Annotated in this window: 22 protein-coding genes, 1 tRNA gene and 1 pseudogene; 12 read left to right on the forward strand and 12 right to left on the reverse strand. The window is 72.4% G+C overall.

What is annotated here, in order from left to right; translation table 11 throughout:
* Position 1: 1 nt before the first annotated feature.
* On the forward strand, positions 2–1315 hold the full coding sequence (locus AC0AIB_RS19785) for a glycosyltransferase family 2 protein (protein ID WP_465097217.1): 1314 nt from the start codon (positions 2–4) through the stop codon (positions 1313–1315).
* Positions 1316–1408: 93 nt separating this feature from the next.
* Here AC0AIB_RS19785 and AC0AIB_RS19790 read toward each other — a convergent pair whose 3' ends face one another.
* The 3 genes from AC0AIB_RS19790 to AC0AIB_RS19800 form a co-directional block, all read right to left on the reverse strand.
* Positions 1409–2644, reverse strand: coding sequence for a beta-ketoacyl-[acyl-carrier-protein] synthase family protein (locus tag AC0AIB_RS19790; RefSeq protein ID WP_328338489.1), 1236 nt, complete (start codon positions 2642–2644; stop codon positions 1409–1411).
* An 85-nt stretch (positions 2645–2729) separates the two neighbouring features.
* Entirely contained in the window at positions 2730–2990 is a 261-nt protein-coding gene (locus AC0AIB_RS19795; RefSeq protein ID WP_328338491.1) for an acyl carrier protein, read from the reverse strand.
* 170 nt (positions 2991–3160) lie between these two features.
* A complete protein-coding gene (locus AC0AIB_RS19800) occupies positions 3161–4444 on the reverse strand; it encodes a cytochrome P450 (protein ID WP_328338493.1) in 1284 nt (427 codons plus the stop codon).
* Between the two features lie 291 nt (positions 4445–4735).
* Between AC0AIB_RS19800 and AC0AIB_RS19805 the strand changes: the two genes are divergently transcribed.
* The 5 genes from AC0AIB_RS19805 to AC0AIB_RS19825 all read left to right on the forward strand — a co-directional run bounded on the left by AC0AIB_RS19805 (position 4736) and on the right by AC0AIB_RS19825 (position 10675).
* Entirely contained in the window at positions 4736–5224 is a 489-nt protein-coding gene (locus tag AC0AIB_RS19805) for an iron chaperone (protein ID WP_328338495.1), read from the forward strand.
* Between the two features lie 87 nt (positions 5225–5311).
* The gene (locus AC0AIB_RS19810) at positions 5312–5758 is read left to right on the forward strand and encodes a hypothetical protein (RefSeq protein ID WP_328338497.1); all 447 of its coding nucleotides are present in this window, start codon (positions 5312–5314) and stop codon (positions 5756–5758) included.
* A 200-nt stretch (positions 5759–5958) separates the two neighbouring features.
* Entirely contained in the window at positions 5959–8217 is a 2259-nt protein-coding gene (locus AC0AIB_RS19815) for a catalase (protein WP_465097218.1), read from the forward strand.
* A 167-nt stretch (positions 8218–8384) separates the two neighbouring features.
* A complete protein-coding gene (locus tag AC0AIB_RS19820) occupies positions 8385–8825 on the forward strand; it encodes an Rv0361 family membrane protein (RefSeq protein ID WP_465097219.1) in 441 nt (146 codons plus the stop codon).
* 176 nt (positions 8826–9001) lie between these two features.
* Positions 9002–10675 (forward strand): ricin-type beta-trefoil lectin domain protein, encoded by a 1674-nt coding sequence (locus tag AC0AIB_RS19825; protein ID WP_465097220.1) that lies wholly within the window; start codon positions 9002–9004, stop codon positions 10673–10675.
* An 81-nt stretch (positions 10676–10756) separates the two neighbouring features.
* Here the strand turns inward: AC0AIB_RS19825 and AC0AIB_RS19830 are convergent, their stop codons facing one another.
* The gene (locus AC0AIB_RS19830; RefSeq protein WP_328338502.1) at positions 10757–11152 is read right to left on the reverse strand and encodes a hypothetical protein; all 396 of its coding nucleotides are present in this window, start codon (positions 11150–11152) and stop codon (positions 10757–10759) included.
* A gap of 251 nt (positions 11153–11403) precedes the next feature.
* Here AC0AIB_RS19830 and AC0AIB_RS19835 point away from each other — a divergent pair, with 251 nt between their 5' ends.
* Positions 11404–11763 carry a helix-turn-helix domain-containing protein gene (locus AC0AIB_RS19835; protein ID WP_442930831.1) on the forward strand — a complete coding sequence of 120 codons (360 nt, stop codon included), beginning with the start codon at positions 11404–11406 and terminating at the stop codon, positions 11761–11763.
* Here the strand turns inward: AC0AIB_RS19835 and AC0AIB_RS19840 are convergent.
* The gene (locus AC0AIB_RS19840; RefSeq protein WP_328338504.1) at positions 11729–12613 is read right to left on the reverse strand and encodes an NAD-dependent epimerase/dehydratase family protein; all 885 of its coding nucleotides are present in this window, start codon (positions 12611–12613) and stop codon (positions 11729–11731) included. The two genes, AC0AIB_RS19835 and AC0AIB_RS19840, sit on opposite strands and share 35 nt — an antisense overlap.
* A 39-nt stretch (positions 12614–12652) precedes the next feature.
* Here AC0AIB_RS19840 and AC0AIB_RS19845 point away from each other — a divergent pair, with 39 nt between their 5' ends.
* Positions 12653–13207 (forward strand): hypothetical protein, encoded by a 555-nt coding sequence (locus AC0AIB_RS19845; protein WP_465097221.1) that lies wholly within the window; start codon positions 12653–12655, stop codon positions 13205–13207.
* A 102-nt stretch (positions 13208–13309) separates the two neighbouring features.
* On the opposite strand, the gene AC0AIB_RS19850 is transcribed toward AC0AIB_RS19845, so the two are convergent.
* Positions 13310–13504 carry a helix-hairpin-helix domain-containing protein gene (locus tag AC0AIB_RS19850; protein WP_465097222.1) on the reverse strand — a complete coding sequence of 65 codons (195 nt, stop codon included), beginning with the start codon at positions 13502–13504 and terminating at the stop codon, positions 13310–13312.
* A gap of 184 nt (positions 13505–13688) precedes the next feature.
* Between AC0AIB_RS19850 and AC0AIB_RS19855 the strand changes: the two are divergent.
* Positions 13689–13966 (forward strand): annotated as a pseudogene (locus tag AC0AIB_RS19855) (tyrosine-type recombinase/integrase); the annotation flags it as partial.
* Between the two features lie 78 nt (positions 13967–14044).
* Here the strand turns inward: AC0AIB_RS19855 and AC0AIB_RS19860 are convergent.
* Together AC0AIB_RS19860 and AC0AIB_RS19865 are read right to left on the reverse strand one after the other, a co-directional pair.
* Positions 14045–14116 (reverse strand) — tRNA-Val (locus AC0AIB_RS19860).
* Between the two features lie 56 nt (positions 14117–14172).
* Positions 14173–14778 (reverse strand): TIGR02611 family protein, encoded by a 606-nt coding sequence (locus AC0AIB_RS19865; protein WP_442930458.1) that lies wholly within the window; start codon positions 14776–14778, stop codon positions 14173–14175.
* Positions 14779–15071: 293 nt separating this feature from the next.
* Here AC0AIB_RS19865 and AC0AIB_RS19870 point away from each other — a divergent pair, with 293 nt between their 5' ends.
* Positions 15072–15503, forward strand: a complete 432-nt coding sequence (locus AC0AIB_RS19870) for an SsgA family sporulation/cell division regulator (protein ID WP_053653619.1) — start codon at positions 15072–15074, stop codon at positions 15501–15503.
* 72 nt (positions 15504–15575) lie between these two features.
* On the opposite strand, the gene AC0AIB_RS19875 is transcribed toward AC0AIB_RS19870, so the two are convergent.
* Positions 15576–16352, reverse strand: a complete 777-nt coding sequence (locus tag AC0AIB_RS19875) for a glucose 1-dehydrogenase (protein WP_465097223.1) — start codon at positions 16350–16352, stop codon at positions 15576–15578.
* Between the two features lie 222 nt (positions 16353–16574).
* On the opposite strand from AC0AIB_RS19875, the gene AC0AIB_RS19880 reads away from it, so the two are divergent.
* A complete protein-coding gene (locus tag AC0AIB_RS19880; RefSeq protein ID WP_328338519.1) occupies positions 16575–17489 on the forward strand; it encodes a helix-turn-helix transcriptional regulator in 915 nt (304 codons plus the stop codon).
* 7 nt (positions 17490–17496) lie between these two features.
* The gene (locus AC0AIB_RS19885; protein WP_328348864.1) at positions 17497–17952 is read left to right on the forward strand and encodes an RrF2 family transcriptional regulator; all 456 of its coding nucleotides are present in this window, start codon (positions 17497–17499) and stop codon (positions 17950–17952) included.
* Between the two features lie 28 nt (positions 17953–17980).
* Here AC0AIB_RS19885 and AC0AIB_RS19890 read toward each other — a convergent pair whose 3' ends face one another.
* From AC0AIB_RS19890 to AC0AIB_RS19900, 3 genes are read right to left on the reverse strand one after another with little or no spacing between them, the layout of a single operon-like run.
* Positions 17981–18586 (reverse strand): malonic semialdehyde reductase, encoded by a 606-nt coding sequence (locus AC0AIB_RS19890; protein ID WP_328338521.1) that lies wholly within the window; start codon positions 18584–18586, stop codon positions 17981–17983.
* Positions 18583–19236: a flavin reductase family protein gene (locus tag AC0AIB_RS19895; RefSeq protein WP_465097224.1), complete on the reverse strand. Its 654-nt coding sequence runs from the start codon at positions 19234–19236 to the stop codon at positions 18583–18585. Before AC0AIB_RS19895 ends, AC0AIB_RS19890 begins: the two co-directional genes overlap by 4 nt.
* A complete protein-coding gene (locus AC0AIB_RS19900; protein WP_328338525.1) occupies positions 19233–20570 on the reverse strand; it encodes an LLM class flavin-dependent oxidoreductase in 1338 nt (445 codons plus the stop codon). Before AC0AIB_RS19900 ends, AC0AIB_RS19895 begins: the two co-directional genes overlap by 4 nt.
* Positions 20571–20576 lie beyond the last annotated feature (6 nt).

Genomic DNA, 20576 nt, shown 5'->3' on the forward strand with positions numbered 1-20576 from the left:
CATGGACCAGCCCCGCCTGAGCGTGGTGATCCCCGCCCACAACAACGGTTCGGCGCTCGACACGACGCTGGCGTCGCTCACCCGGCAGACCCTGCCGGCGGAGGAGTTCGAGGTCGTCGTCGGCGACGACGGTTCGGCCGTCCCGCTGACCCCGGTCGTCAAGCGCTACGCCGACCGGTTGCGGATCAGCTGCGTACGCAGCGAAGCCAACCGGGGCCGCAGTGCCAACCGCAACGCGGCGGCGGCGCGTGCCGGCGCGGACACCCTGCTGTTCCTGGACGCCGACACGGTGGCGCACCCCACCCTGCTGGCCCGGCACCGGGATCACCACGCCGCCCTCGACGGTCGGCCCGGGGTCCTGCTGGGTCAGCGCTACGACCTCGACTGGGCCGGCGCGGACGCGCTGCGCCGGGGTGAACCGATCGGGTCGGAGATGCTGGACGCCGAGCGCGGCGACCCCCGGCTGGAGGACATCTCCCACCCGCAGCGGATCCGGGACTTCCCCGCCGCCCCCTGGGTGCTCGGGCTGACCCACAACGCCTCGGTGGACCGTGACTCGTTCCTGCGGGTGGGCGGCTTCGACGAGGCGATGGTCAAGTGGGGCTTCGAGGATCTGGAGTTCTTCTACCGGGTGTTCCACCTGCACGGGGCCCGGCCCGACCTGTTCCGGTTGGACGTCGAGGCGCTGTCCTACCATCTGCCGCACTTCCGCAAGACGTCCAACGGGCTCGCCTCGATGGACAACATGAAGTACCTGCTGCGCAAGCACCTGCGCTACGACGTCGAGGTGCTGTACGCGATCAACACGTTCGGCCGGCACCTGGGCCGGATCCGGCTCTACGGCGAGGCCATCGAGGCGTACCGGCGGCAGGGGCTGGGGCGACCGGCGGCGCTGCCCGCCGCGCTCCGCGCGGAGCTGGCCACCAGCGCGGCGCTGGTCGTCGGCAACGGGGTGTCCGCCCTGGATCTCGGCCCCGGGTCGCACACCTACGACCACGACGCGCCACCCGGCCCGACCAACTCGCACCTGCTCGGCACCGTGTTCCAGCAGTTCAAGGCCGGCGCGCTGGATCTGATCGTCAACGTCGACCTGTGGCGCTGCCTCCTCCCCGAGGACCTGCCGGCCTTCCTGACCCGGGGGCTGCTCAAGGCCGACCGGCTCGAACTGGTCGCCACCCACGGCCCGGTCGACCAGCGGGCGATGCTGCCGGTGCCCCTGGTGGCGGATCTCGACTACCTGACCGACATGCTGCACCAGCACTTCGACGTCACTGTCGACCGGCACGACACCGCGACCCTGCTCACCATCCGCTGAGTCACCCGACGCGAGGCCGCCGGAGGGCAGGCACCCCGACGCGGGGCCGCCGGACGGCAGACACCCCGACCCGTGCCGGCGGTCGGCGGCCGGTCACGCCCCGGGAGGGCCGAGGATCAGGCTGACGTTGTGGCCGCCGAAGCCGAACGAGTTGGACATGACGGTGGCCACCGGGCCGGTCCGGGGCTGCTTGCGGATGTGGTCGACCCCGTCGGCCGGGTCCGGGTCGTCGAGGTTGTGGGTAGGCGGCAGCACCCCGCGTCGCAGCGCCTCGACGCCGATGGCCGCCTCGATCACCCCGGAGACGCCGAGCAGGTGCCCGGTGACCCCCTTGGTGGAGCTCACCGGCGGGCCGGCCGCAGCGTAGACGTCCCGCATCGCGGCCACCTCGGCCGCGTCACCGGCCCTGGTGCTGGTGCCGTGGGCGTTGAGGTAGCCGATGTCGGCGGGGGCCAGGCCGGCGTCGCGCAGGGCCGTCCGCATGCAGTGTGCGGCACCGGACCCGTCGGGGCGGGGGGTGGTGGGGTGGTAGGCGTCGTTGTTCGCGCCCCAGCCGAGCAGGTCGGCGTGCCGTCGCGCACCGCGCGCCTCGGCGTGCGCGGTGCGCTCCAGGACGAACACCCCGGCGCCCTCACCGAGGACGAGGCCGTTGCGCCGACTGTCGAACGGGCGGCTCGCGGCCGTCGGGTCGGACCAGCCCCGGGCGAGCGCGCGGGCGTTGCCGAACGCGTCGACGAAGGTCGGGAAGAGCGGTGCCTCGCTGCACCCGCAGACCACCAGGTCGGCCTCGTCGGCGCGGAGGATCCGCACCGCCTCACCCAGCGACTGGGCCCCGGCGGCGCACGCCGTGCCGATCGACGAGGTGTAGCCCCGGATGCCGTATCTGATGGCGATCCGCGCCGCGCCCATGTTCGGCAGCGTCCCGGGCAGCAGGTACGGGCTGACCCCGAACCGGCCCCGCTCGGCCCGCGCGAGCACCTGGCTCGCCAGCGTCGACAGCCCGCCGACGCCGGAGACGATCACGGCGATGCGGTACGGGTCGACGTCCCGGCCCACCTCGACACCGGCGTCGGCCAACGCGTCCCCGGCCGCCCGCAGCGCCATCACGATCGAGCGGTCCACCACCCGGGACTCGGGGCCGGGCAGCACACTGGCCGGGTCGATCTCCGGGCTGAACGCCGCGACGTCGACGACCCCGTCGACCGGGTGCCCCTCGGGCGGTCTGCGCAGGCCGGAGCGGCCCGCACAGACCGCGTCGAACACCTCGGCGGCGGAGCTGCCGACCGGGCTCACCAGCCCGATCCCGGTCACCGTCACGCCGGCCCGCACGCGCGTCCCTCCCGCCCGGCCACGGCGACGCCCCGGGCCACTGACCGGTCGGGGACCTGGCTGCGGGGTGGCGCGGCGGGCACGGTCAGTGCGCCGAGGCGGGCTGGATGCGCAGCGCCACCGCGCGGCAGAACTCTCCGACGGTCATCATCGCCAGGGCCTCGGCCTCGTCGTCGTCGAATGCCACCCCGAACCGGTCCTCCACCCGGACTGCCAGCTCGGCGAGGCCGAGGGAGTCCACGTCGAGGCCGGCCGGACCGAACACGGTGTCGTCGTCGGCGTCCTCGATGTCGTACTTCATCTCGGTCAGCGCGGCGAAGAGGAAGGCGCGGATCTCGTCGGTCATGTCCGTGGGTCTCCTTTCCGGAGGTCGGCGTCGGCGGACCCGGCGGCCGGTGGGACGCGTGAGGCGTGGCAGGTGGCCGGGGACGCGGCCGGGAACCAGGTGCGACGTCTGCGTGACCGTCGCCGATTGGCCACCGGAGCAGCCGCTCCGTTTGAATCGACCTTACTCAATCAAGCCGGTTTCGCAAGGTCCACTTGGGCCGTGCCGACGAGCCGATCGGCGCGCGGATCGGCCAGGCGCACCAGCAGCCGGTCGTGGCCGCGCAGCATGAGTTCACGCCGTTCGCCGGGTGCCGCCGCGAGCGCCAGCGCCGGGAACCTGTCCAGCAGCCGGGGCAGCACGAGTCGGCCCTCCGCCCGGCCGAGCGCCGCGCCGAGGCAGTAGTGCGGCCCGGCGCTGAACGCCAGGTGCCGGTTGTCCGGGCGGGACGGGTCGAAGGAGTCCGGATCGGTGAACCGGCGGGGGTCGCGGTTGGCCGCCCCGGTCAGCACCAGCACCGACCGTCCTTTGCCGACGGTCAGCCCGGCGATCTCGGTGTCCTCGGCGGCGTAGCGCACCGCGAAGTGCACAGGCGGCTCGTACCGCAGGATCTCCTCGACGTACGCCGGGGCGAGGGACGGGTCGGCGCGCAACGCGGCAAGCGCGTCGGGCCGCGCCAGCAACAGGGTCAACCCGTTGCCGAACAGGTTCGCGGTGGTCCGGAACCCCGCGTTGTACGTGACGATCAGGTTGGCCAGCAGCTCCGCCTCCGACAACTGGTCGGGGTGCTCGTCGCGGCTACGGGCGAGGGCCGAGACGAGGTCGTCGCGGGGCTCCGCCCGCCGGGCGGCAAGCAGCGCGGCGAAGTAGCCGGTCAGCTCCTCGGCGGCGGCGTTGGCGGCCCGGATCTCCCGGAACGAGCGCGGCCCGATCTCCAGCACCGCGTCGAACGCCCGCACCCGGGACGGGAACCAGTCCCGGTCCCGCTGCGGCACCCCCAGCAGCTCGCCGACGACCGCGCTGGGCAGCGGCAGGGCGAACGCGGCCATGAAGTCCACAGGTCGCCCGCCCGCGCCCGCCTCGGCGAGCCCGTCGAGCAACCCGTCGGCGATCCGCAGGATCGTCGGCTCCAGCGCGGCGACCCGGCGGGCGGTCAGCGCCTGGCCGAACAGTTGGCGCACCCGGGCGTGGTCGTCGGCCGGGGCGTTGAACATGCTGGCCTGCAGGGTCCGGATCACCGCGTGCTCGCGCCAGCGCAGGCCGGACCGGTCCAGGTGGTCCGCGTCGAGCACCCGGAAGACCGGATCCCGCAGGACCCGGTGGGCGGCGTCGTGGCCGTGGACCAGCACGGCGTACGGGGCCGTCGGGGGGAGCGCGACAGCCTCCCCCAGCTCGTGCAGCCGGGCGTAGTACGGGTACGGATCGCGGCGCACCTCGTCGCCGAGCAGGTCGTCGAGGGATACGGAGAAACCCATGGCGCTCCTCGTACGGCGTGCACGGGCGGAGGATGCGGTGACCATAGACGCATCGACGGCGACGTGTCCACGACCGGGCCGACCGACGGCACCGGGCGCACCGGGCCGGTTGCCGTCGCCACGGTGAATCGGCCGGTCAGCCGTCCCGCCCGGGTGGTACGGCGGAATCCGGTGTGACAGTCGGCCCCGGCCGGTCAGGAATCGAGAAGCCACCGCCGTCACCTGGTCATAGCCTTTGTCCAGGTGGCCGGCAGGACGCCGCGCCTCGTCCCACCCAGTGAGGGAGCCCGCGTGCCCACGAAGAGTCCGACCACCACGTCCGGCGGCGACACCGCCGGGAAGGCCGCCGGGGCCGATGCCACCGGGTTCAGCGCGGAGGAGCGGGCCGCGATGCAGGAACGCGCCGCCGAGTTGCGCGCCGAGGGGAAGAAGGGCGCCAGGAAGGCCGACGGGATGCAGGCGGTGCTGGACCGGATCGCCCAGATGGCCCCGGCGGACCGGGCGCTCGCCGAGCGCGTGCACCTGACGGTGATCACGGCGGCTCCGCAGCTGTCCCCGAAGACCTGGTACGGGATGCCCGCGTACGCGAACGAGGACGGCAAGATCGTCGTCTTCTTCCAGGACGCCGGCAAGTTCAACTACCGGTACTCGACACTGGGTTTCCAGGAGGCGGCGCAGCTCGACGACGGTGATCTCTGGCCGGTGTCGTACGCGCTGCTGGCCTGGAGCCCCACGGTGGAGAAGCGGGTCCGGGAACTGGTGACGGCGGCGATCTCCTGATCCGTGCCGGGGCGGCCCGCCGCCGGCCCGCCCCGGCACAGCGGCACCGGCGGGTGTCATCGCCACCCCGGCGGGTACCCGGCGAGGATGACGCCGACCAGCAGAGCCCTGATCGCCGGCGCGGCCGGTGCGTCCGCCCTCAACGCCGTCACCTACCTCGACATGGCGATCCGGGCCCGCCCGGCCAGCAGCGCCGCCGAGGACAGCGCCGGCCGGCTGGCCGAACTGGCCCACGTCGACCTCGGTGATCAGCGGACCGCCCCGAACCGGCGGTCCGGGCTCGGGCCACTGCTCGGCTACGTCACCTCGGTGGCCACCGCCGCCGGCTACGCGGCGGCGGGCGGTCGCCGGCTCCCCACAGTCGTGTCCGTCCTGGCGCTGACCGGCTTGGCGATGATCGGGTCCAACGGCCCGCTGACCGTCCTGCGGGTCACCGATCCACGGACCTGGTCCGCCACCGACTGGATCACCGACCTGGTGCCGCACCTGGCGTACGGCGCGGTGACCGCCGTCACCCTCAGGGCGCTGCGCTGAGCCACTCGACCGCCCTGCGCTGAGCCACTCGACCGCCCTGCGCTGAGCCACTCGACCGCCCTGCGCTGAGGCCCTCGCCAAGCGCCGGCGACCCGGTCCGACGGTGGAAACACCGGGTGGCATCGGCGTGTTTTGCGGGGGGATGCCCGGGTAGGGGGAGACGACCTGTTCCCCGCTCCACACATCGAGGTGCCGCCCAGATGGAATCCCGCAAGCCGACCGAGGTCGTCAAGGACGTGGTGGACGCCGCAGCCGAGAAGGTGTCCGACCTGATGACCCCCGACGTGCCTGGTGCGCCGGGTAGCGCTCCGCCGACCGTCGACGAGCCCACCACCCCGCACGACCCGCTGCCGCCCAAGAAGGAGCAGGGCGCACCGGAGACCCGTACCCCGACCGGTGCCGAAACCGGCGCACCGACGGTGGCCAACGGTCAGCAGGGTGAATACCTGACCACCTCGCAGGGGGCCAGGCTGCGCGACACCGACCACTCGCTGAAGGCCGGTTCGCGCGGCCCGACGCTGCTCCAGGACCACCACTTCCGCGAGAAGATCACCCACTTCGACCACGAACGCATCCCCGAGCGGGTGGTGCACGCCCGGGGCGCCGGCGCGCACGGCGTCTTCACCGGGTACGGCGCCGACGAGGTCACCCGGGCCGGTTTCCTGCGCAAGGGCAAGGAGACCCCGGTCTTCGTCCGGTTCTCCACCGTGCTGGGCTCCCGGGGCTCGGCGGACACCGTCCGGGACACCCGTGGGTTCGCCACCAAGTTCTACACCGACGAGGGGACCTTCGACCTGGTCGGCAACAACATGCCTGTCTTCTTCATCCAGGACGCGATCAAGTTCCCCGACATCATCCACGCCGGCAAGCCGCACCCGGACCGGGAGATCCCGCAGGCGCAGAGCGCGCACGACACCTTCTGGGACTTCGTCTCGCTGCACACCGAGGCGCAGCACCACGCCATGTGGAACATGTCCGACCGGGGCATTCCGCGCTCGTACCGGACCATGGAGGGGTTCGGGGTGCACACCTTCCGGCTGGTCGACGCGGCCGGGGCGACGGTGCTGGCGAAGTTCCACTGGAAGCCGAAGCTGGGCGTGCACTCCCTGGAGTGGGAGGAGGCGCAGATGCTCAGCGGCATGGACCCGGACTTCCACCGGCGCGACCTCTACGACGCCATCGAGGCCGGCGCGTACCCGGAGTGGGAGCTCGGCCTCCAGGTCTTCCCGGACACCCCGGAGGAGACCTTCGCCGGCATCGACCTGCTCGACCCCACCAAGATCGTCCCGGAGGAGCTGGCCCCGGTGCAACCGGTCGGGCGGCTGGTGCTCAACCGGACGCCGACGAACTTCTTCGCCGAGACCGAGCAGGTCGCCTTCCACCTCGGCCACCTGGTCCCGGGCATCGACGTCACCAACGACCCGCTGTTGCAGGGCCGGCTCTTCTCCTACGTCGACACCCAGCTCACCCGGCTGGGCGGCCCGAACTTCTCGCAGATTCCGATCAACCGGCCGCACGCCCCGGTCAACGACATGCTCCGCGACGGGTTCCACCAGCACGCCGTACACGCGGGTGTCGCGCCCTACCGGCCGAACTCGCTCGACGGGGGCAACCCGTTCCCGGCCGGGGACGCCGAGCACGCGTTCCTCGACGTGCCGGTCACCGTGGCCGAGGCCCCGAAGGTACGCGCCAACCCGGCCTCCTTCGACGACCACTTCAGCCAGGCCCGGTTGTTCTGGCTGAGCATGTCGCCGGTGGAGCGGGAGCACATCGTCCGGGCCTACACCTTCGAGCTGGGCAAGTGCTACCACCAGGCGATCCGGGAACGGCAGTTGCAGTGCCTGGCCAACATCGACCCGGTGCTCTGCGCCGAGGTGGCCACCGGCCTGGGCCTGCCGGCACCGCAGCCGACCGTGCCGCTTGCCGACGTCGCGCCCAGCCCGGCGCTGTCCCAGCTCGGCCGCACCTGGCCCGCCGACGGCCGGACGGTCGGCATCGTGGTCGACGCCGGGGCCGACGCCGACGGTGTCGAGCAGGTCCGCCGCGAGGTGTTCGCCGCCGGCATGGTGCCGCTGGTGATCGCCGCGCACGGCGGCACTGTGGGCGGCCTGACTGTGCAGCGTACGTTCGCCACCGGCCGCTCGGTCGAACTGGACGCGTTGCTGCTGGCCGGGGCACCCGCGCCGGCACCGGACGCGCTGCCGGCCCGGGACGCCAAGGCGGGTGCGGCGGACGCCACTGTCGTCGACCCGCGGGTGCTGCTGCTGGTGCAGGAGTGCTGGCGGCACGCCAAGGTGATCGGCGCCTGGGGCGACGGCGTACGGGTGCTGGAGCTGGCCGGGGTGGTCGGCGCGGTGGGCGTGGTGACCGGTGACTCCGGGGCCGGCGTGCTCGCCGACGCGCAGACCCTGATGGCCGCGCACCGGGTCTGGGAACGCTTCCCCGCCTCGGTCTCCTGACCGCACGGCTCGTCGACGGGGGCGTCCGCACCGGACGCCCCCGTCGCGCTCTGCGCGTCCGTCCCGCCGGGGGCCGCCGGTGACCGGTCCCACCGAAGGCCGCAGGTCACCGGTCCCGCCGAGGGCCGCCGATGACCGGGGTTGCCGGGAGACCGTACCGTCGTGCTGTGGCCACCGAGACAGAGCTCTCCAGCCGTGGTTTCGTGATCATGATGTTGGGCGTCGGCGTGCTGCTCTGTTGCGGCGTGCCGGCCGGCAGCGTCTACCTCTACCGCAAGGACACCCGGGACGAGCCCGGCATCCGCGCCGCCGCCGACGCCTACCTGTCCGCCGTGGTCAGGCATGACTACAACGGCGCGTACGACATGTTGTGCGCGGCCGACCGACGCCGGGAGTCACGGGCGGACTGGCTGGACCGCCCGGCGGCCGGCTACGGGGTGACCGGGTTCCGGATCACCGACGTGACGATCGAGCGCCCGAGCGAGACACCGACCCTGCGTTGGGCGACCGCCGAGGTCACCTATTCGGACCAGGCACCCCGGACGGTGCAGCTGAACGTCGAGCAGCAGGACGGCGACTGGAAGGTGTGCAGCCCGGACGTACGGTGACCGGCCCCTGGACGGGCGGGCGCGGGCGGTACGGCCCGGACGCAGGGCGCGGGAGACGGGAGCCGGCACCGGGTGCGGTCGACGGGCGCGTATTGACGGCAGATGTCAGACGAATTACGTTGGCGGTCGTCGATATATTTCCTATCGTGGCCTGCACTCCGACGAGGAGCGTGCACATGTCCAGACGTAGAGTCGCCCTGCTGTTCCCGGTACTGCTGGCGGCGAGCCTCGGCACCGCGGTCGTCACCGGCGCGGCGGTGCTCAGCAACGCCCCGCCCGCGCAGGCGCTGGAGAACGGCCTGGCCCGGACCCCGCAGATGGGCTGGAACGACTGGAACTCGTTCGGCTGCAACGTCAACGAGACGCTGATCCGGCAGACCGCCGACACGCTGGTCTCCAGCGGCATGGCGGCGGCCGGGTACGAGTACGTCAACATCGACGACTGCTGGTCGACCAAGCAGCGCAACGCCAGCGGTGACCTGGTCGCCGACCCGGCGAAGTTCCCCAGCGGCATGAAGGCGCTCGCCGACTACGTGCACGGCAAGGGCCTCAAGCTGGGCATCTACTCGTCGGCCGGGACGACCACCTGCGCCGGCTACCCGGCCAGCATCAACTACGAGCAGCGCGACGCCAACCTCTGGGCGTCCTGGGGCATCGACTACCTCAAGTACGACAACTGCGGCGACCACCTCGGTCGCAGCGGGCAGCAGCGCTACACCGCGATGCGGGACGCGCTGGCGGCCACCGGCCGCAACATCCTCTACAGCCTGTGCAACTGGGGTCAGGACAGCGTCTGGACCTGGGGCGCGTCGGTGGGCAACTCCTGGCGCAACACCGGGGACATCGGTGGCAACTGGAACTCCATCATGGGCATCCTCGACCAGCAGGTCGGCAAGGATTCGTACGCCCGGCCGGGCTCGTGGAACGACCCGGACATGCTGGAGGTCGGCAACGGCCCCACCGAGACCGAGTCGCGGGCACACTTCAGCCTCTGGGCGCTGTTGAACGCCCCGCTGCTGGCCGGCAACGACCTGCGCACCATGTCGGCGGCCACCCGGACGATCCTGACCAACACCGACGTCATCGCGGTCAACCAGGACTGGGGCGGCCGGCAGGGTTACAAGATCAGCGACTCCGGCGACCTGGAGGTCTGGCGCAAGCCGATGTCCACCGGCGCGGTGGCCACCGTGCTGCTCAACCGGAGCGGCGGCACGGCCACGGTCTCCACCACGGCCAGTGCGCTCGGCCTCGGCAGCGCGTCGTCCTACGCGGTGCGCGACCTGTGGGCGCACAGCAACTCGACGTCGACCGGCACGATCAGCGCCTCGGTGCCGGCGCACGGCGCGGCCATGTTCCTGGTGACCGGCGGCGGCACTCCCCCGCCCACCACCGCGCCCCCGACCACCGCCCCGCCGACCACCGCGCCCCCGACCACCCCGCCGCCGACCACTCCCCCTCCGGGCACCACGACGGCCGTCCGCAACGTCGCCGCCGGCCGCTGCCTGGACGTCAACGGCGCGACCCAGACCAACGGGGCCACGGCCATCATCTGGGACTGCCACGGCCAGACCAACCAGTCGTGGACGTCGACAGGCAGCCAGGAGCTGCGGGTCTACGGCACGAAGTGTCTGGACGTGAACAACGCCGGCACCACCAACGGCACCTCGGTGATCATCTGGGACTGCAACGGCCAGCAGAACCAGAAGTGGCGCTTCAACACCGACGGCACGATCACGGCGGTCGGCTCGGGGCGCTGCCTGGATCTGGTGTCCAACGGCACGGCGAACGGCACCCGTACCCAGATCTGGGACTGCAACGGCGCCGCCGGCCAGCGGTGGAGCCGCAGCTGAACCGTCGGCCCCGGTAGCCGGGGCACCGTGAGACCGGTTACCCGATCGCCGCTTGCCGGCGGTCGGGTAACCGGTTTTCGGCTACCTGTCGAACTTCCACGGCTGCGGGCCGAACAGGTCGGTGCACGCCGAGAGCAACTGACGCTGCGCCTCGGCCACCCGGGCGTTGGTAGGCCCCGGGTCGACCTTCGGATCGTCCTCGACGAAGAGGTCCCCGGCCTCCTTACCGACCACGGCCAGTCGCCGACCGGCCTGCTGGATGCCCGGGTCGGTCGACAGGACGGCCCGCGAGGCGGGACCGGTGGCCGCGCTGAAGCTCAGGTCGTTCTCCTCGATCGCCCGGGCCACCGACAGGCACGCGCCGGCGGCGAACCGGTCCGAGGGCTCGGTCGGGCTGGCGGCTGCGGGGGCGGCCGGTTCGGTGGGCGCGCAACCGGCGACGAGGAGCAGGGACACGGTGGCGACGATGCGAATCACGCCTGGAGCGTAGTGGCTGCCGCCGCCCCGCGAGGCCCTGCGGCAACAGGTGCCCACAATGCGACGGCCATTGCATGGGAATTGCGCGGTGATGGCTGTTGTCACACCTTTCTTGTAGGGTCGAAAACGCGTTCCGATGGAATGGCATCCCACGTCCCGACAATTCCCCGGGTGCCATTTCGATGTCTCACCGACACCGAGAAGCATGTAACAAAATGCAACGTGGACAGGAGTGGCGGATGGCCGAGGACATGGGCTCGACAGTCCCCCGACGGCAGCTCGGGCGGGCGCTGCGCGACCTGCGCACCGAGGCGTGCATGACGCTCGACGGTGTGGCCGAGGCGCTGCACTGCAGCCGGCAGAAGATGTGGCGCATCGAGGCGGGCCCCGGTCCGGTGCGCCCCATCGACGCCCGGTTCATGTGCGAGCTGTACGGGGCAACCCGTGAGCCCTCACCTTCAGCCCCACCGCCTGGACCACCTTCGTCCGGTCCACCAAGCCGACGCACTGAGCGGCACACCAGACGGGAGGGCAGCCGGCACCCTCGCCGGCTGCACTCCCAGGCACACCCGTGGCCTAGCGATCTCCGCTCTCCCGGTCCGCCTCGGTGATGAACAGTTCGGTGAGCAGGAGGTCGGCGAGGTGGGTGGGGTGGAGGCCCGCTTCCCGGCCCGTGCGGTCGTGCCGCATGCCAACGCCTCGCAGCGCGACCCGTACGACGCCGGTGGGCAGCCGACGGACCCGGCGGGGGCGGCCGACCTCCTCGGCGATCCGGGTGATCATCTCTGCCCAGCTCAGGTTCTCGTCGGCGACCGGGATGTCCCCGCCGCGTGCCTGTGCGAGCGCGTCGGCCGCGATCTCGGCCACGCTGCGCGCCGCGACGGTGGCGGTCCCCCCGTCGGGGGCCACCAGCGGTCCCCGCGACCGCGCCCACCGGTAGAGCGGACCGGCCCAGTTGGGGAGCGGGTCACCGGCCCCGCCGAAGACGAACGGCAACTCCAGCACGGCGACCGGCAGCTCCGGGCCGGCGGCCAGCCGTCCCTGCCGGGCCTGCTCCCGACGGCATCCGATGTACGGGTGCCGCTCCGCGAGCCGCCACTGTGGATGTAGCCGGTCGAAGTAGGTGTAGTAGGAGCCCAACACGACCGCACGGCTGAGCCCTTCGTCGCGGGCGGCGGTGAGCAGGCGTACCACCGGGTCGACCAGCTCGCGGTGCAGGACCGGCCGGATCGGCTTGGGCAGCACCCGCTGTTCGTCGGCGCGGGTGGCGACGACGACCCCGTCCTGGCCGGCGAGCAGCGGCCGGAGGTCGTCGGTCGAGGCGGACCCGAGATCGAGCAGGTGATCGACGCCCGGGCGGGCGGTACGGGCCACCGTGGTCACGGTGTGGCCCCTGTCGCGCAGCACGTCGACGACATGGGTGCCGATCAGGCCACTGCCACCCAGCACAAGAATTTTCACGTCTCATCGTCCACACCGCACCCGGCGGATTGTCAAGCCATGCTCTCCCGGCACCGCCCCGGCAACCCCCTCGCCGCCGGGGCCGGGCCGAACCCGCGCGGCCGTCAGGTGCCGGCGTCGTACGGCACGTACCGGTCATGCCGGTACGACGCACACCGGACCCACCGTCGCTATCGCGTGGGCCGGGTCGCCAGCTCGGCGAGGAACCGCTCGGCCCGGCGGGTGCGCAGGAACGCCGCCCGCATCGACCTGGTCGAGCGCGGTCGCGGCGGCACCGGTCTCCCCGCCGGCGATCAGCAGCTCGCCGAGCAGACCGTGCCAGGCGGCGACGTCCGAACGGGGCGGGTCGAGCAGGTGGGTGACGATGAGCTGCCGCGCCTGCTCCGCGTTGCCGATCGGGTCCTGGCGCTATTGGCAACGGCGCTGGCTCCGGTTTCCCTACAGCAGGCCCCCATTCACGCGTACGACCTGCTCGGTCAGGATTCCTCGCTACTTCCGGGCTGCTCCTCGCGGTCCTGGCACGAATTCGCCTCACGCTACCGGCGACGTCGCCGGCCTCACCATGGGCCGCTCGTCCTTGATCTCGGAGCCTGAGTGGACACCCCGGTCGGGCTCACATCGCCAGCAGACCCGGTACAGCCCGGCGACGGGAGGCCTCCGCCTATGTGCCCGACTGGCACTGCTGCCGAGGAATCCCTAACCGAGACTCAGATCGTGCTGCTCCAGAGCGCTCTGAATGATCCCGAGTGCCTTCGGTCCCACCCCGTGCAGTACGGCCAGTTCTGCGCGCGGCACACCCGCGAGGTCGCGCAACGTCGGGTAGCCGGCTTCGGTCAGCGCACGCGTCGCCGGCGCACCGATCTTCGGCAGGGTGTCGAGGGCGACGCTCACGTCGCTGACCCTACGCGCCCGGGACACGGACGTGAACGAGGCCCGAAGGCACTGCGGTCGCCGGCCGATGGGACGGTGCTGCGGGTGATGGGTCCATGCGGTGATCCGCACCGGGGCAGTCGTACTGGCCAGGTCAGGATGCGCTGATGGACGCCGGCAGCCGGGTGGATGAGGTCGCCCTCTGAACGACCTCGTGTTCACCACCCGCTACGGCACCCCGTCCAGCCACGCAACTTCCCACGCTCCTGGCAGACGAGGTGCCAGAGAGCCAACGTCAGGCCGGTCACCATCCACGATGCCCGGCGGACCTGCGCCACCCTCCTGACCGACCTCGATGTGCATCCACGGGTCGCCATGCGGATCCTCCGGCACGCCCGATTCTCGGTGACGACGGAGATCTACACCCAGGTCTCGTCCACGGTGACCCGGGAGGCGCTCAAGCGCCCCGGCGACTCACGCGGGACTGACGGGCTGCCGCACGACAGCAGAAGGGCCACCTCCCGAAATCGGGAAGCGGCCTCTGACCTGCGGAACTGAGAGTGGGCGATGCTGGTATCGAACCAGCGACCTCTTCGGTGTGAACGAAGCGCTCTCCCACTGAGCTAATCGCCCTCAGCGCTGTTGACTCTACCCGATCGTGCGACGGAGCCAAAAACCCGGGGGGTGGGTCAGGTCGTGGCGAGGTAGTGCAGCAGTTGGGCGACCAGGTCGATGCCGAGGCTGTACTTGAGCGAGAGCCAGAGCACCACGGCGACGAAGACCAGGCCGACGGAGCCGAGCAGGAACCGCATGGCCAGCGAGCGGGTGGTGGCCCACCGGGTCCAGGCGTGCACGTGTCGGCGGGTGAAGCCGAGCAGCCGGCGGGCCCAGTGGAACTCGACGGCCCAGATGGCGAGCCCGGCGATGACGATCAGCCAGCCGGGGCCGGGCAACGGGATGAGGGCGATGCCGACGGTCACCACGAGCGCCCCGGCGACGGCGATGAAGATCTTGAGGGCGACCCGGCCGGTGGGGTTGGCCCGGATCAGGTCGAGGGTGGTGCGCAGCCGCCACCGCCAGCCGGTGGGCCGGGCGGCCAGGGCGGTGCCGCCGGATCGACGTCGGCCGCCGTTGGCCACAGGCCGGGACCGGTCACGGACAGCCCGGGAGGCGCGACCGGCGTCGGAGGTCGTCCGACCGTCTCGGTCCGGTGGGTTGATCGGCACCCTGTCACCCCGCCTTTTGGCTGCTCGGGCCCCTACTTTCGGTGACTCGGCAGTACTCCCCGCATCCATTGAGGAACGCTTCGTGGCCATTTCACCCCCCAGTGTCGTCCCGGCCCGTCACTTGCGCAGACCACTGGACGTTACCGGAGTAAGTCGACGACTGAACCACCCGACTTCGGACGGGCTCCCGACTGGGCAGAACCGGAAATCCTACAAGAATTCTCACATTCTCGCGGCGATTCGGACCTCCTTCCCACCACTGGGTGAAGTCAGCGTATGGCGGAGCGTAGCCAGCAGTAGCACCTGAGGATGGGAAAAGCGGGACACGCGCGTTCCGCAGCGGTGCCGGGGGGAGAACGTCCATGAGTGTCATCCGACCGACGACCGTAGAGGTCGAGACGTCGCTAAGGCTCGTCGCGCCTGACGCCACCGCCTTGCCGGTGCGTGCCAGTCTGCGTTACGACCCTGCTGACCCGTATGCGGTCCATGTCCTGTTCCACGCCGAATCGGCCGGTGGCGAGGCGGTGAGCTGGTCCTTCGCCCGCGAACTGCTCGTCACCGGCCTGGACGAGCCGGCCGGCATCGGCGACGTGCGGGTCTGGCCCTGGGCCACCCCGCGCGGCGACTTCGTCGCGCTGGCCCTGTCGTCACCCGACGGCAACGCCCTGTTCGAGGTCCCGCGCAGCGTGCTGGTGCGCTTCCTGCGCCGGACCTACGTCGTCGTCCCACGCGGCCGGGAGGCCGAGCACCTGGACGTCGACACGGCGGTGACCCGGCTGCTCGCCGGTCGCTGACCAGCCTGCACCGGAGCCGCGCGGATCTGCCGAGTCCGCGCGGCTCCGGCCGTCCACCACCGGGTACGCCGGTCAGCCGTGCGTGGTGATGCCGCCGTCCACCGGGATCACCGCGCCGGTCAGGTACGCCCCGGCCCGCGACGACAGGTAGATCGCCGCGCCGGCCATGTCCTCGGGACGACCGATCCGGCCGAGCGGCACCTGCTGCTCGACCGCCGCCCGGGATGCCGGGTCGTCCAGGGCGAAGGCCATCATCCTGCTCTCGAACGGGCCGGGGGCGATCGCGTTGACAGTGATCCGCTCGGCGGCGAGCTGGTGGGCGAGGCTGCGGGTGAGCATGTGCACGGCCGCCTTGGTGGCGGAGTACGCGTACACCTCCATCATCGGCACCCGGAGGCCGTCGACCGAGCCGATGTTGATCACGCGGGCCGGGTCGTCGTCGCTGGCCGCCGCGCGCAGCACCGGCAGCAACGCGGTGGTGAGTCGGAACACCGCCTTCACGTTGACCGCCCAGAGCTTGTCGAACGCCGCCCCCGGGTACGACTCCAGCGGCGCGCCCCAGGTCGCGCCCGCGTTGTTGACCAGCACGTCGAGCCGTTCGTACCGCTCGCGGACGGCGGCGGCGAGGGCCTCGGCGCCCGCGTCGTCGCCCAGGTCGGCGGGGATCGCCTCGCAGCGCCCCTCGGCGGACAGCTCCTCGGCGACCGCCGCGCACACGTCCGCTTTGCGGGACGAGATGATCACGGTGGCCCCGGCCCGGACGAAGCCTCGGGCGATCATCAGCCCGATCCCCCGGGAACCACCGGTGACCAGGACCGTCTTGCCGTCGACTGAGAACAGGTCCGTCATGTGCATCCCCTCGCGTGCCGCCGCCCTTACCGAGCGGTAACGTAGCCCGGCCCCGGCGACCGGACAACCCCGCCACCCCGGCCGGCACCACGCGGACCCGCCGCGCTCACGACAGCATCCCGCCGCCACGGCACGAGCGCGACAGAGCCCCGTCGCCGCGAGCGCGACAGAGTCCCGTCGCCGGGATGCGGCCTGAGGCGTCCGCGGTTACGGTCGAAGGCGATGGTCCCTTCCGGTCAGCTCTCCCCGGCAACCCGTCCCGACCTGCCCCGCGCCGAGATCGACATCCTGGAGCTGGGCGACCTCACCCCCACCACCGGTCCACCCCGGCCGTCCCTGCTCGACACCGACCTGCTCGTGCTGGTCACCGGCGGGCACGGCATCATCGAGCTGGACTTCCGGGCGCTGCCCTGCCGGCCCGGCACCCTGCTGCGGGCCGCTCCCGGTCAGGTGCTGCGCTGCCCCGCGCGTCTCGACGCGATCGTGCTCCGCTGGCACGTCGAAGCGCTGCGCGGCCTGGACGTCGACCCCGACGCCGTGCCGCAACACCACCAGCTGACAGGTGAGGACGAGGACGCCGTCATCAACGAGGTCTCCCAGCTCGTGGTGGACCACCGCCGGCACCGGGACGATCCGGCCGCCCGCGCCCTGCTCCGGCACCAGCTCGCGGTGCTGCTCATCCGGCTGGCCCTGCTGCCCGGTGCCCGGGACTCCGGGCGGACGCCCGACGACGCCGATCCGCAGCGCGCCGAGGTGGTCACGTTCCACCGGTTCTGCCGCGAGGTGGAGTCGGGTTACCAGGGCACCCGCCGGGTGGAGGACTACGCGGCCCGGTTGGGCTGCTCGGTGCGTACCCTGACCAGGGCCTGTCTGGCGGTGACCGGGCGCAGCGCCAAGCAGGTGGTGGACGAGCGGGTCGCGCTCCAGGCCCGCCGGTTGCTCGCCGCCACCGACGAGCCGGTGGCCCGGATCGGTCGGCAGCTCGGCTTCCCCGAGCCGACGAACTTCGGCCGGTTCTTCACCCGGGAGGTGGGGGTGAGCCCGGGTGCGTTCCGGGCCGCCCGGGGCCGTCCGCCGTCGCGGATCGCCCGGCCACGTCGACCCGCCGACCCCGCCACCCCCGACCGGCAGGCATGATGGCATGGTGCAGATCTCCGCGCGCGGCGACTATGCGGTCCGAGCGGCCCTGAGCCTGGCCACCGCCTACCCCTCCCTGCTCTCCACCCAGTCGATCGCCAGCGAGCAGGACATGCCGCGCAAGTTCCTCGAAGCCGTCCTGGCCGACCTGCGGCGGGCCGGCGTGGTCCGCGCGCAGCGCGGCGCGGAGGGCGGTTACACCCTGGCCCGACCGCCGCGCGAGGTCACCGTCGGGGCGATCCTGCGCGCCGTCGAGGGTCCACTGGCCGGGGTACGCGGAATGCGCCCCGAGGAGACCAGGTACGAGGGCTCGGCGGAGAACCTCCCCCGGCTCTGGGTGGCCGTCCGCGCCGCCGTCCGGCAGGTGTTGGACGAGGTGAGCCTCGCCGAGGTGGTCAGCGGCCGACTCCCGACGCACGTGCGGAGGCTGACCACCCTGCCCGACGCGTGGGAGCCACGCTGATCCCACCGCGTGCGGACATTCGCTGCGTTCAGAGCGTCTGGATCACCTCCTCGGCGGTGAGCCGGGGCAGCCGGTCCTGCCAGGCGTCCGGCCCGGGGTGGCCGATGTTGACCAGCAGCAGCACCTCGTGCCGGCCGTCGGGGAAGAACTCCCGCTGTACCCCGCCGGCGTCGAAGCCGGCCATCGGCCCGGCGGCCAGGCCGGCAGCCCGCACCCCGATCAGGAAGTAGCCGATCTGGAGGGTGGCGTTGAACCGGGCCTGGGCGACCCGGTCCGCCCGGTCGGCCAGCCACTCCCGCGCCTGGGGCCGGTGCGGGAACAGCTCCGGCAGCCGCTCGTGGAAGTCGACGTCGGCGGCGAGCACCGCCACCAGCGGCGCATCGGCCGTCTTGACCCGGTTGCCACTCGACACGTACGGCAGCAGCCGGGTCCGGGCCGCCGTCGACCGGAGCAGCAGCACCCGCAGCGGTTGGCCGTTGAGCGCGGTCGGGCCGTACCTGATCAGCTCGTGGATCGCGGCGACCTGCGCGTCGTCGACCGGTTCGGCGGTGAACGTGTTCGCCGTCCGGGCCGCCCGGAACAGCAGGTCCTGGGCGGCCCGGTCGAGCGCGAGCGGGGGTTCGACGGTGGTCACGCCGGCACCGGCGTGCCGGGGGTGGTGTAGCCGCCCCGGTGGTGGACCAGCGGGTCGCCGTCGATGCCCGGACCGAGCGCGAGCGGTTCGGCGATGACCAGGGTGTGATCGCCGGCCGGCACCCGGTGCACCACCCGGCACAGCAACCTGACCAGCACGCCGTCGAGCAGCGGCACCCCGAACGGGCCGGGCGTCCAGGCCCGGTGCGCGGCGAACCGGTCGATGCCGCTGGTGGCGAAGATCCGGGCCACCCCGGTCTGCCCGGTGCCGAGCAGGTGCACGCCGACGTGCTCGGCGCGGTCCAACACCGGCCAGCTCGACGAGGTGACGCCGAGGCAGAACGACACAAGCGGCGGATCCAGCGACACCGAGGTGAACGAGGTGGCGGTGAAGCCGGCCCGGATCGGCACGAGGTCCCGGCCGCGGCCGGTCGGGTCGGGTCGGCGGGCCACGGCGGTGACCACGGTGACCGTGCTGGCCTGCCGGCGCAGCAGGCTGCGGAACAGGTCGGCGTCGACGGGCAGCAGGTCGGTGGGGCGGGTCGGTGGGGCGGGCGGCAACAGGTCGGCGTCGACGGGCCGGTGGCCGGGGCGCTCGCGCAGGTCGGGGTCGAGCCGGAGCGGGTCGACCGGACGGTCCAGGGTGGTCATGCGGTCACCAGCTCCCGGTCGGTGGCGTAGCGGGAGGCCGGTCGGGGCAGCCCGTAGTGCTCGCGCAGCGTCCGGCCGGTGTACTCGTGGCGGAACAGGCCCCTGGCGCGCAGCAACGGCACCACGTGGTCGACGAAGTCGTCGAGTCCGCTGGGCAGTAGCGGCGGCATGATGTTGAAGCCGTCGGCGGCGCCCTCGGTGAACCACAGTTCGATCTGGTCGGCGACCTGTTCGGGGGTGCCGGCCACCACCCGGTGCCCGCGTCCGCCGCCGAGCCGGCCGATCAGCTGCCGGATGGTCAGCCGCTCCCGCCGGGCCAGGTCGACGACGAGCTGGTAGCGGCTCTGGTGCGACTGCACGCTTGTCGCGTCGGGCAACTCCGGCAGCGGGCCGTCCAACGGCAGACCGGTGAGGTCGACGCCGGTCATCCCGGACAGTTGCGCCAGGGCGTGCTCGGGGACGATCAGCGCCTCCAGCTCGTCGGCGAGCCTCCGCGCCTCGGCCTCGGTGCCGCCGAGCACCGGGGCGATCCCGGGCAGCACCTTCACCAGTTCCGGGTCGCGGCCGGCGGCGACCGCCGCCTGCTTCAGTGCGGCGTAGAACCGCTGCCCGTCGGCGAGGGTCTGCTGGGCGGTGAAGACCGCCTCGGCGTACCGGCCTGCGAAGGTGACCCCGTCCGGGGAGGAGCCGGCCTGCACCAGCAGGGGTCGACCCTGCGGCGGACGCGGGGTGTTCAGCGGGCCGCGTACCCGGAACCGCTCACCGACGTGGCCGACCTCGTGCACCCGGTCGGTGTCGGCGAAGATCCCGGCGGCCGGGTCGAGGACCAGCGCGTCGTCCTCCCAGCTGTCCCAGAGCTTCACCGCCACGTCGACGAACTCGGCGGCCCGCCGGTACCGGTCGGCGTGCGCCGGGTGGTCGTCCAGGTTGAAGTTCCAGGCCTCCCGCGCCTGGGCGGAGGTGACGATGTTCCAGCCGGCCCGGCCGCCGCTGAGATGGTCCAGCGAGGCGAACTTGCGGGCCAGGTTGTACGGCTCGTTGTAGCTGGTGGAGACCGTGGCGATCAGGCCGACGTGGGTGGTGACGGTGGCCAGCGCGGCGAGCAGGGTCAGCGGCTCGAAGACGGCCTGGATGTTGTGCCGGACGGCCGGGCCGACGGCGAGCGAGTCGGCGAGGAAAACCGAGTCGAGGGTGCCCCGCTCGGCGGTACGGGCCAGCTCCTGGAAGTGTCGCAGGTCGGTGACCCGACGCGGGTCGGTACGCGGGTGCCGCCAGGCCGCCTCGTGGTGGCCGACGCCGAGCAGGAAGGCGTTGAGGTGCAGGGTGCGGGTCATGGGTGT

Source organism: Micromonospora sp. DSM 43699, from assembly GCF_055517075.1.

Excerpts from the sequence above, each read along its gene's own strand:
- AC0AIB_RS19865 (WP_442930458.1), bottom strand. The coding sequence starts at position 14,778 with ATGGATGCGGGGAGTACTGCCGAGTCACCGAAAGTAGGGGCCCGAGCA.
- AC0AIB_RS19815 (WP_465097218.1), top strand. The coding sequence starts at position 5,959 with ATGGAATCCCGCAAGCCGACCGAGGTCGTCAAGGACGTGGTGGACGCC.
- AC0AIB_RS19800 (WP_328338493.1), bottom strand. The coding sequence starts at position 4,444 with ATGGGTTTCTCCGTATCCCTCGACGACCTGCTCGGCGACGAGGTGCGC.
- AC0AIB_RS19845 (WP_465097221.1), top strand. The coding sequence starts at position 12,653 with ATGCTCTCCCGGCACCGCCCCGGCAACCCCCTCGCCGCCGGGGCCGGG.
- AC0AIB_RS19835 (WP_442930831.1), top strand. The coding sequence starts at position 11,404 with ATGGGCTCGACAGTCCCCCGACGGCAGCTCGGGCGGGCGCTGCGCGAC.
- AC0AIB_RS19825 (WP_465097220.1), top strand. The coding sequence starts at position 9,002 with ATGTCCAGACGTAGAGTCGCCCTGCTGTTCCCGGTACTGCTGGCGGCG.
- AC0AIB_RS19895 (WP_465097224.1), bottom strand. The coding sequence starts at position 19,236 with ATGACCACCCTGGACCGTCCGGTCGACCCGCTCCGGCTCGACCCCGAC.
- AC0AIB_RS19810 (WP_328338497.1), top strand. The coding sequence starts at position 5,312 with ATGACGCCGACCAGCAGAGCCCTGATCGCCGGCGCGGCCGGTGCGTCC.
- AC0AIB_RS19880 (WP_328338519.1), top strand. The coding sequence starts at position 16,575 with ATGGTCCCTTCCGGTCAGCTCTCCCCGGCAACCCGTCCCGACCTGCCC.
- AC0AIB_RS19785 (WP_465097217.1), top strand. The coding sequence starts at position 2 with ATGGACCAGCCCCGCCTGAGCGTGGTGATCCCCGCCCACAACAACGGT.
- AC0AIB_RS19795 (WP_328338491.1), bottom strand. The coding sequence starts at position 2,990 with ATGACCGACGAGATCCGCGCCTTCCTCTTCGCCGCGCTGACCGAGATG.
- AC0AIB_RS19875 (WP_465097223.1), bottom strand. The coding sequence starts at position 16,352 with ATGACGGACCTGTTCTCAGTCGACGGCAAGACGGTCCTGGTCACCGGT.
- AC0AIB_RS19870 (WP_053653619.1), top strand. The coding sequence starts at position 15,072 with ATGAGTGTCATCCGACCGACGACCGTAGAGGTCGAGACGTCGCTAAGG.
- AC0AIB_RS19900 (WP_328338525.1), bottom strand. The coding sequence starts at position 20,570 with ATGACCCGCACCCTGCACCTCAACGCCTTCCTGCTCGGCGTCGGCCAC.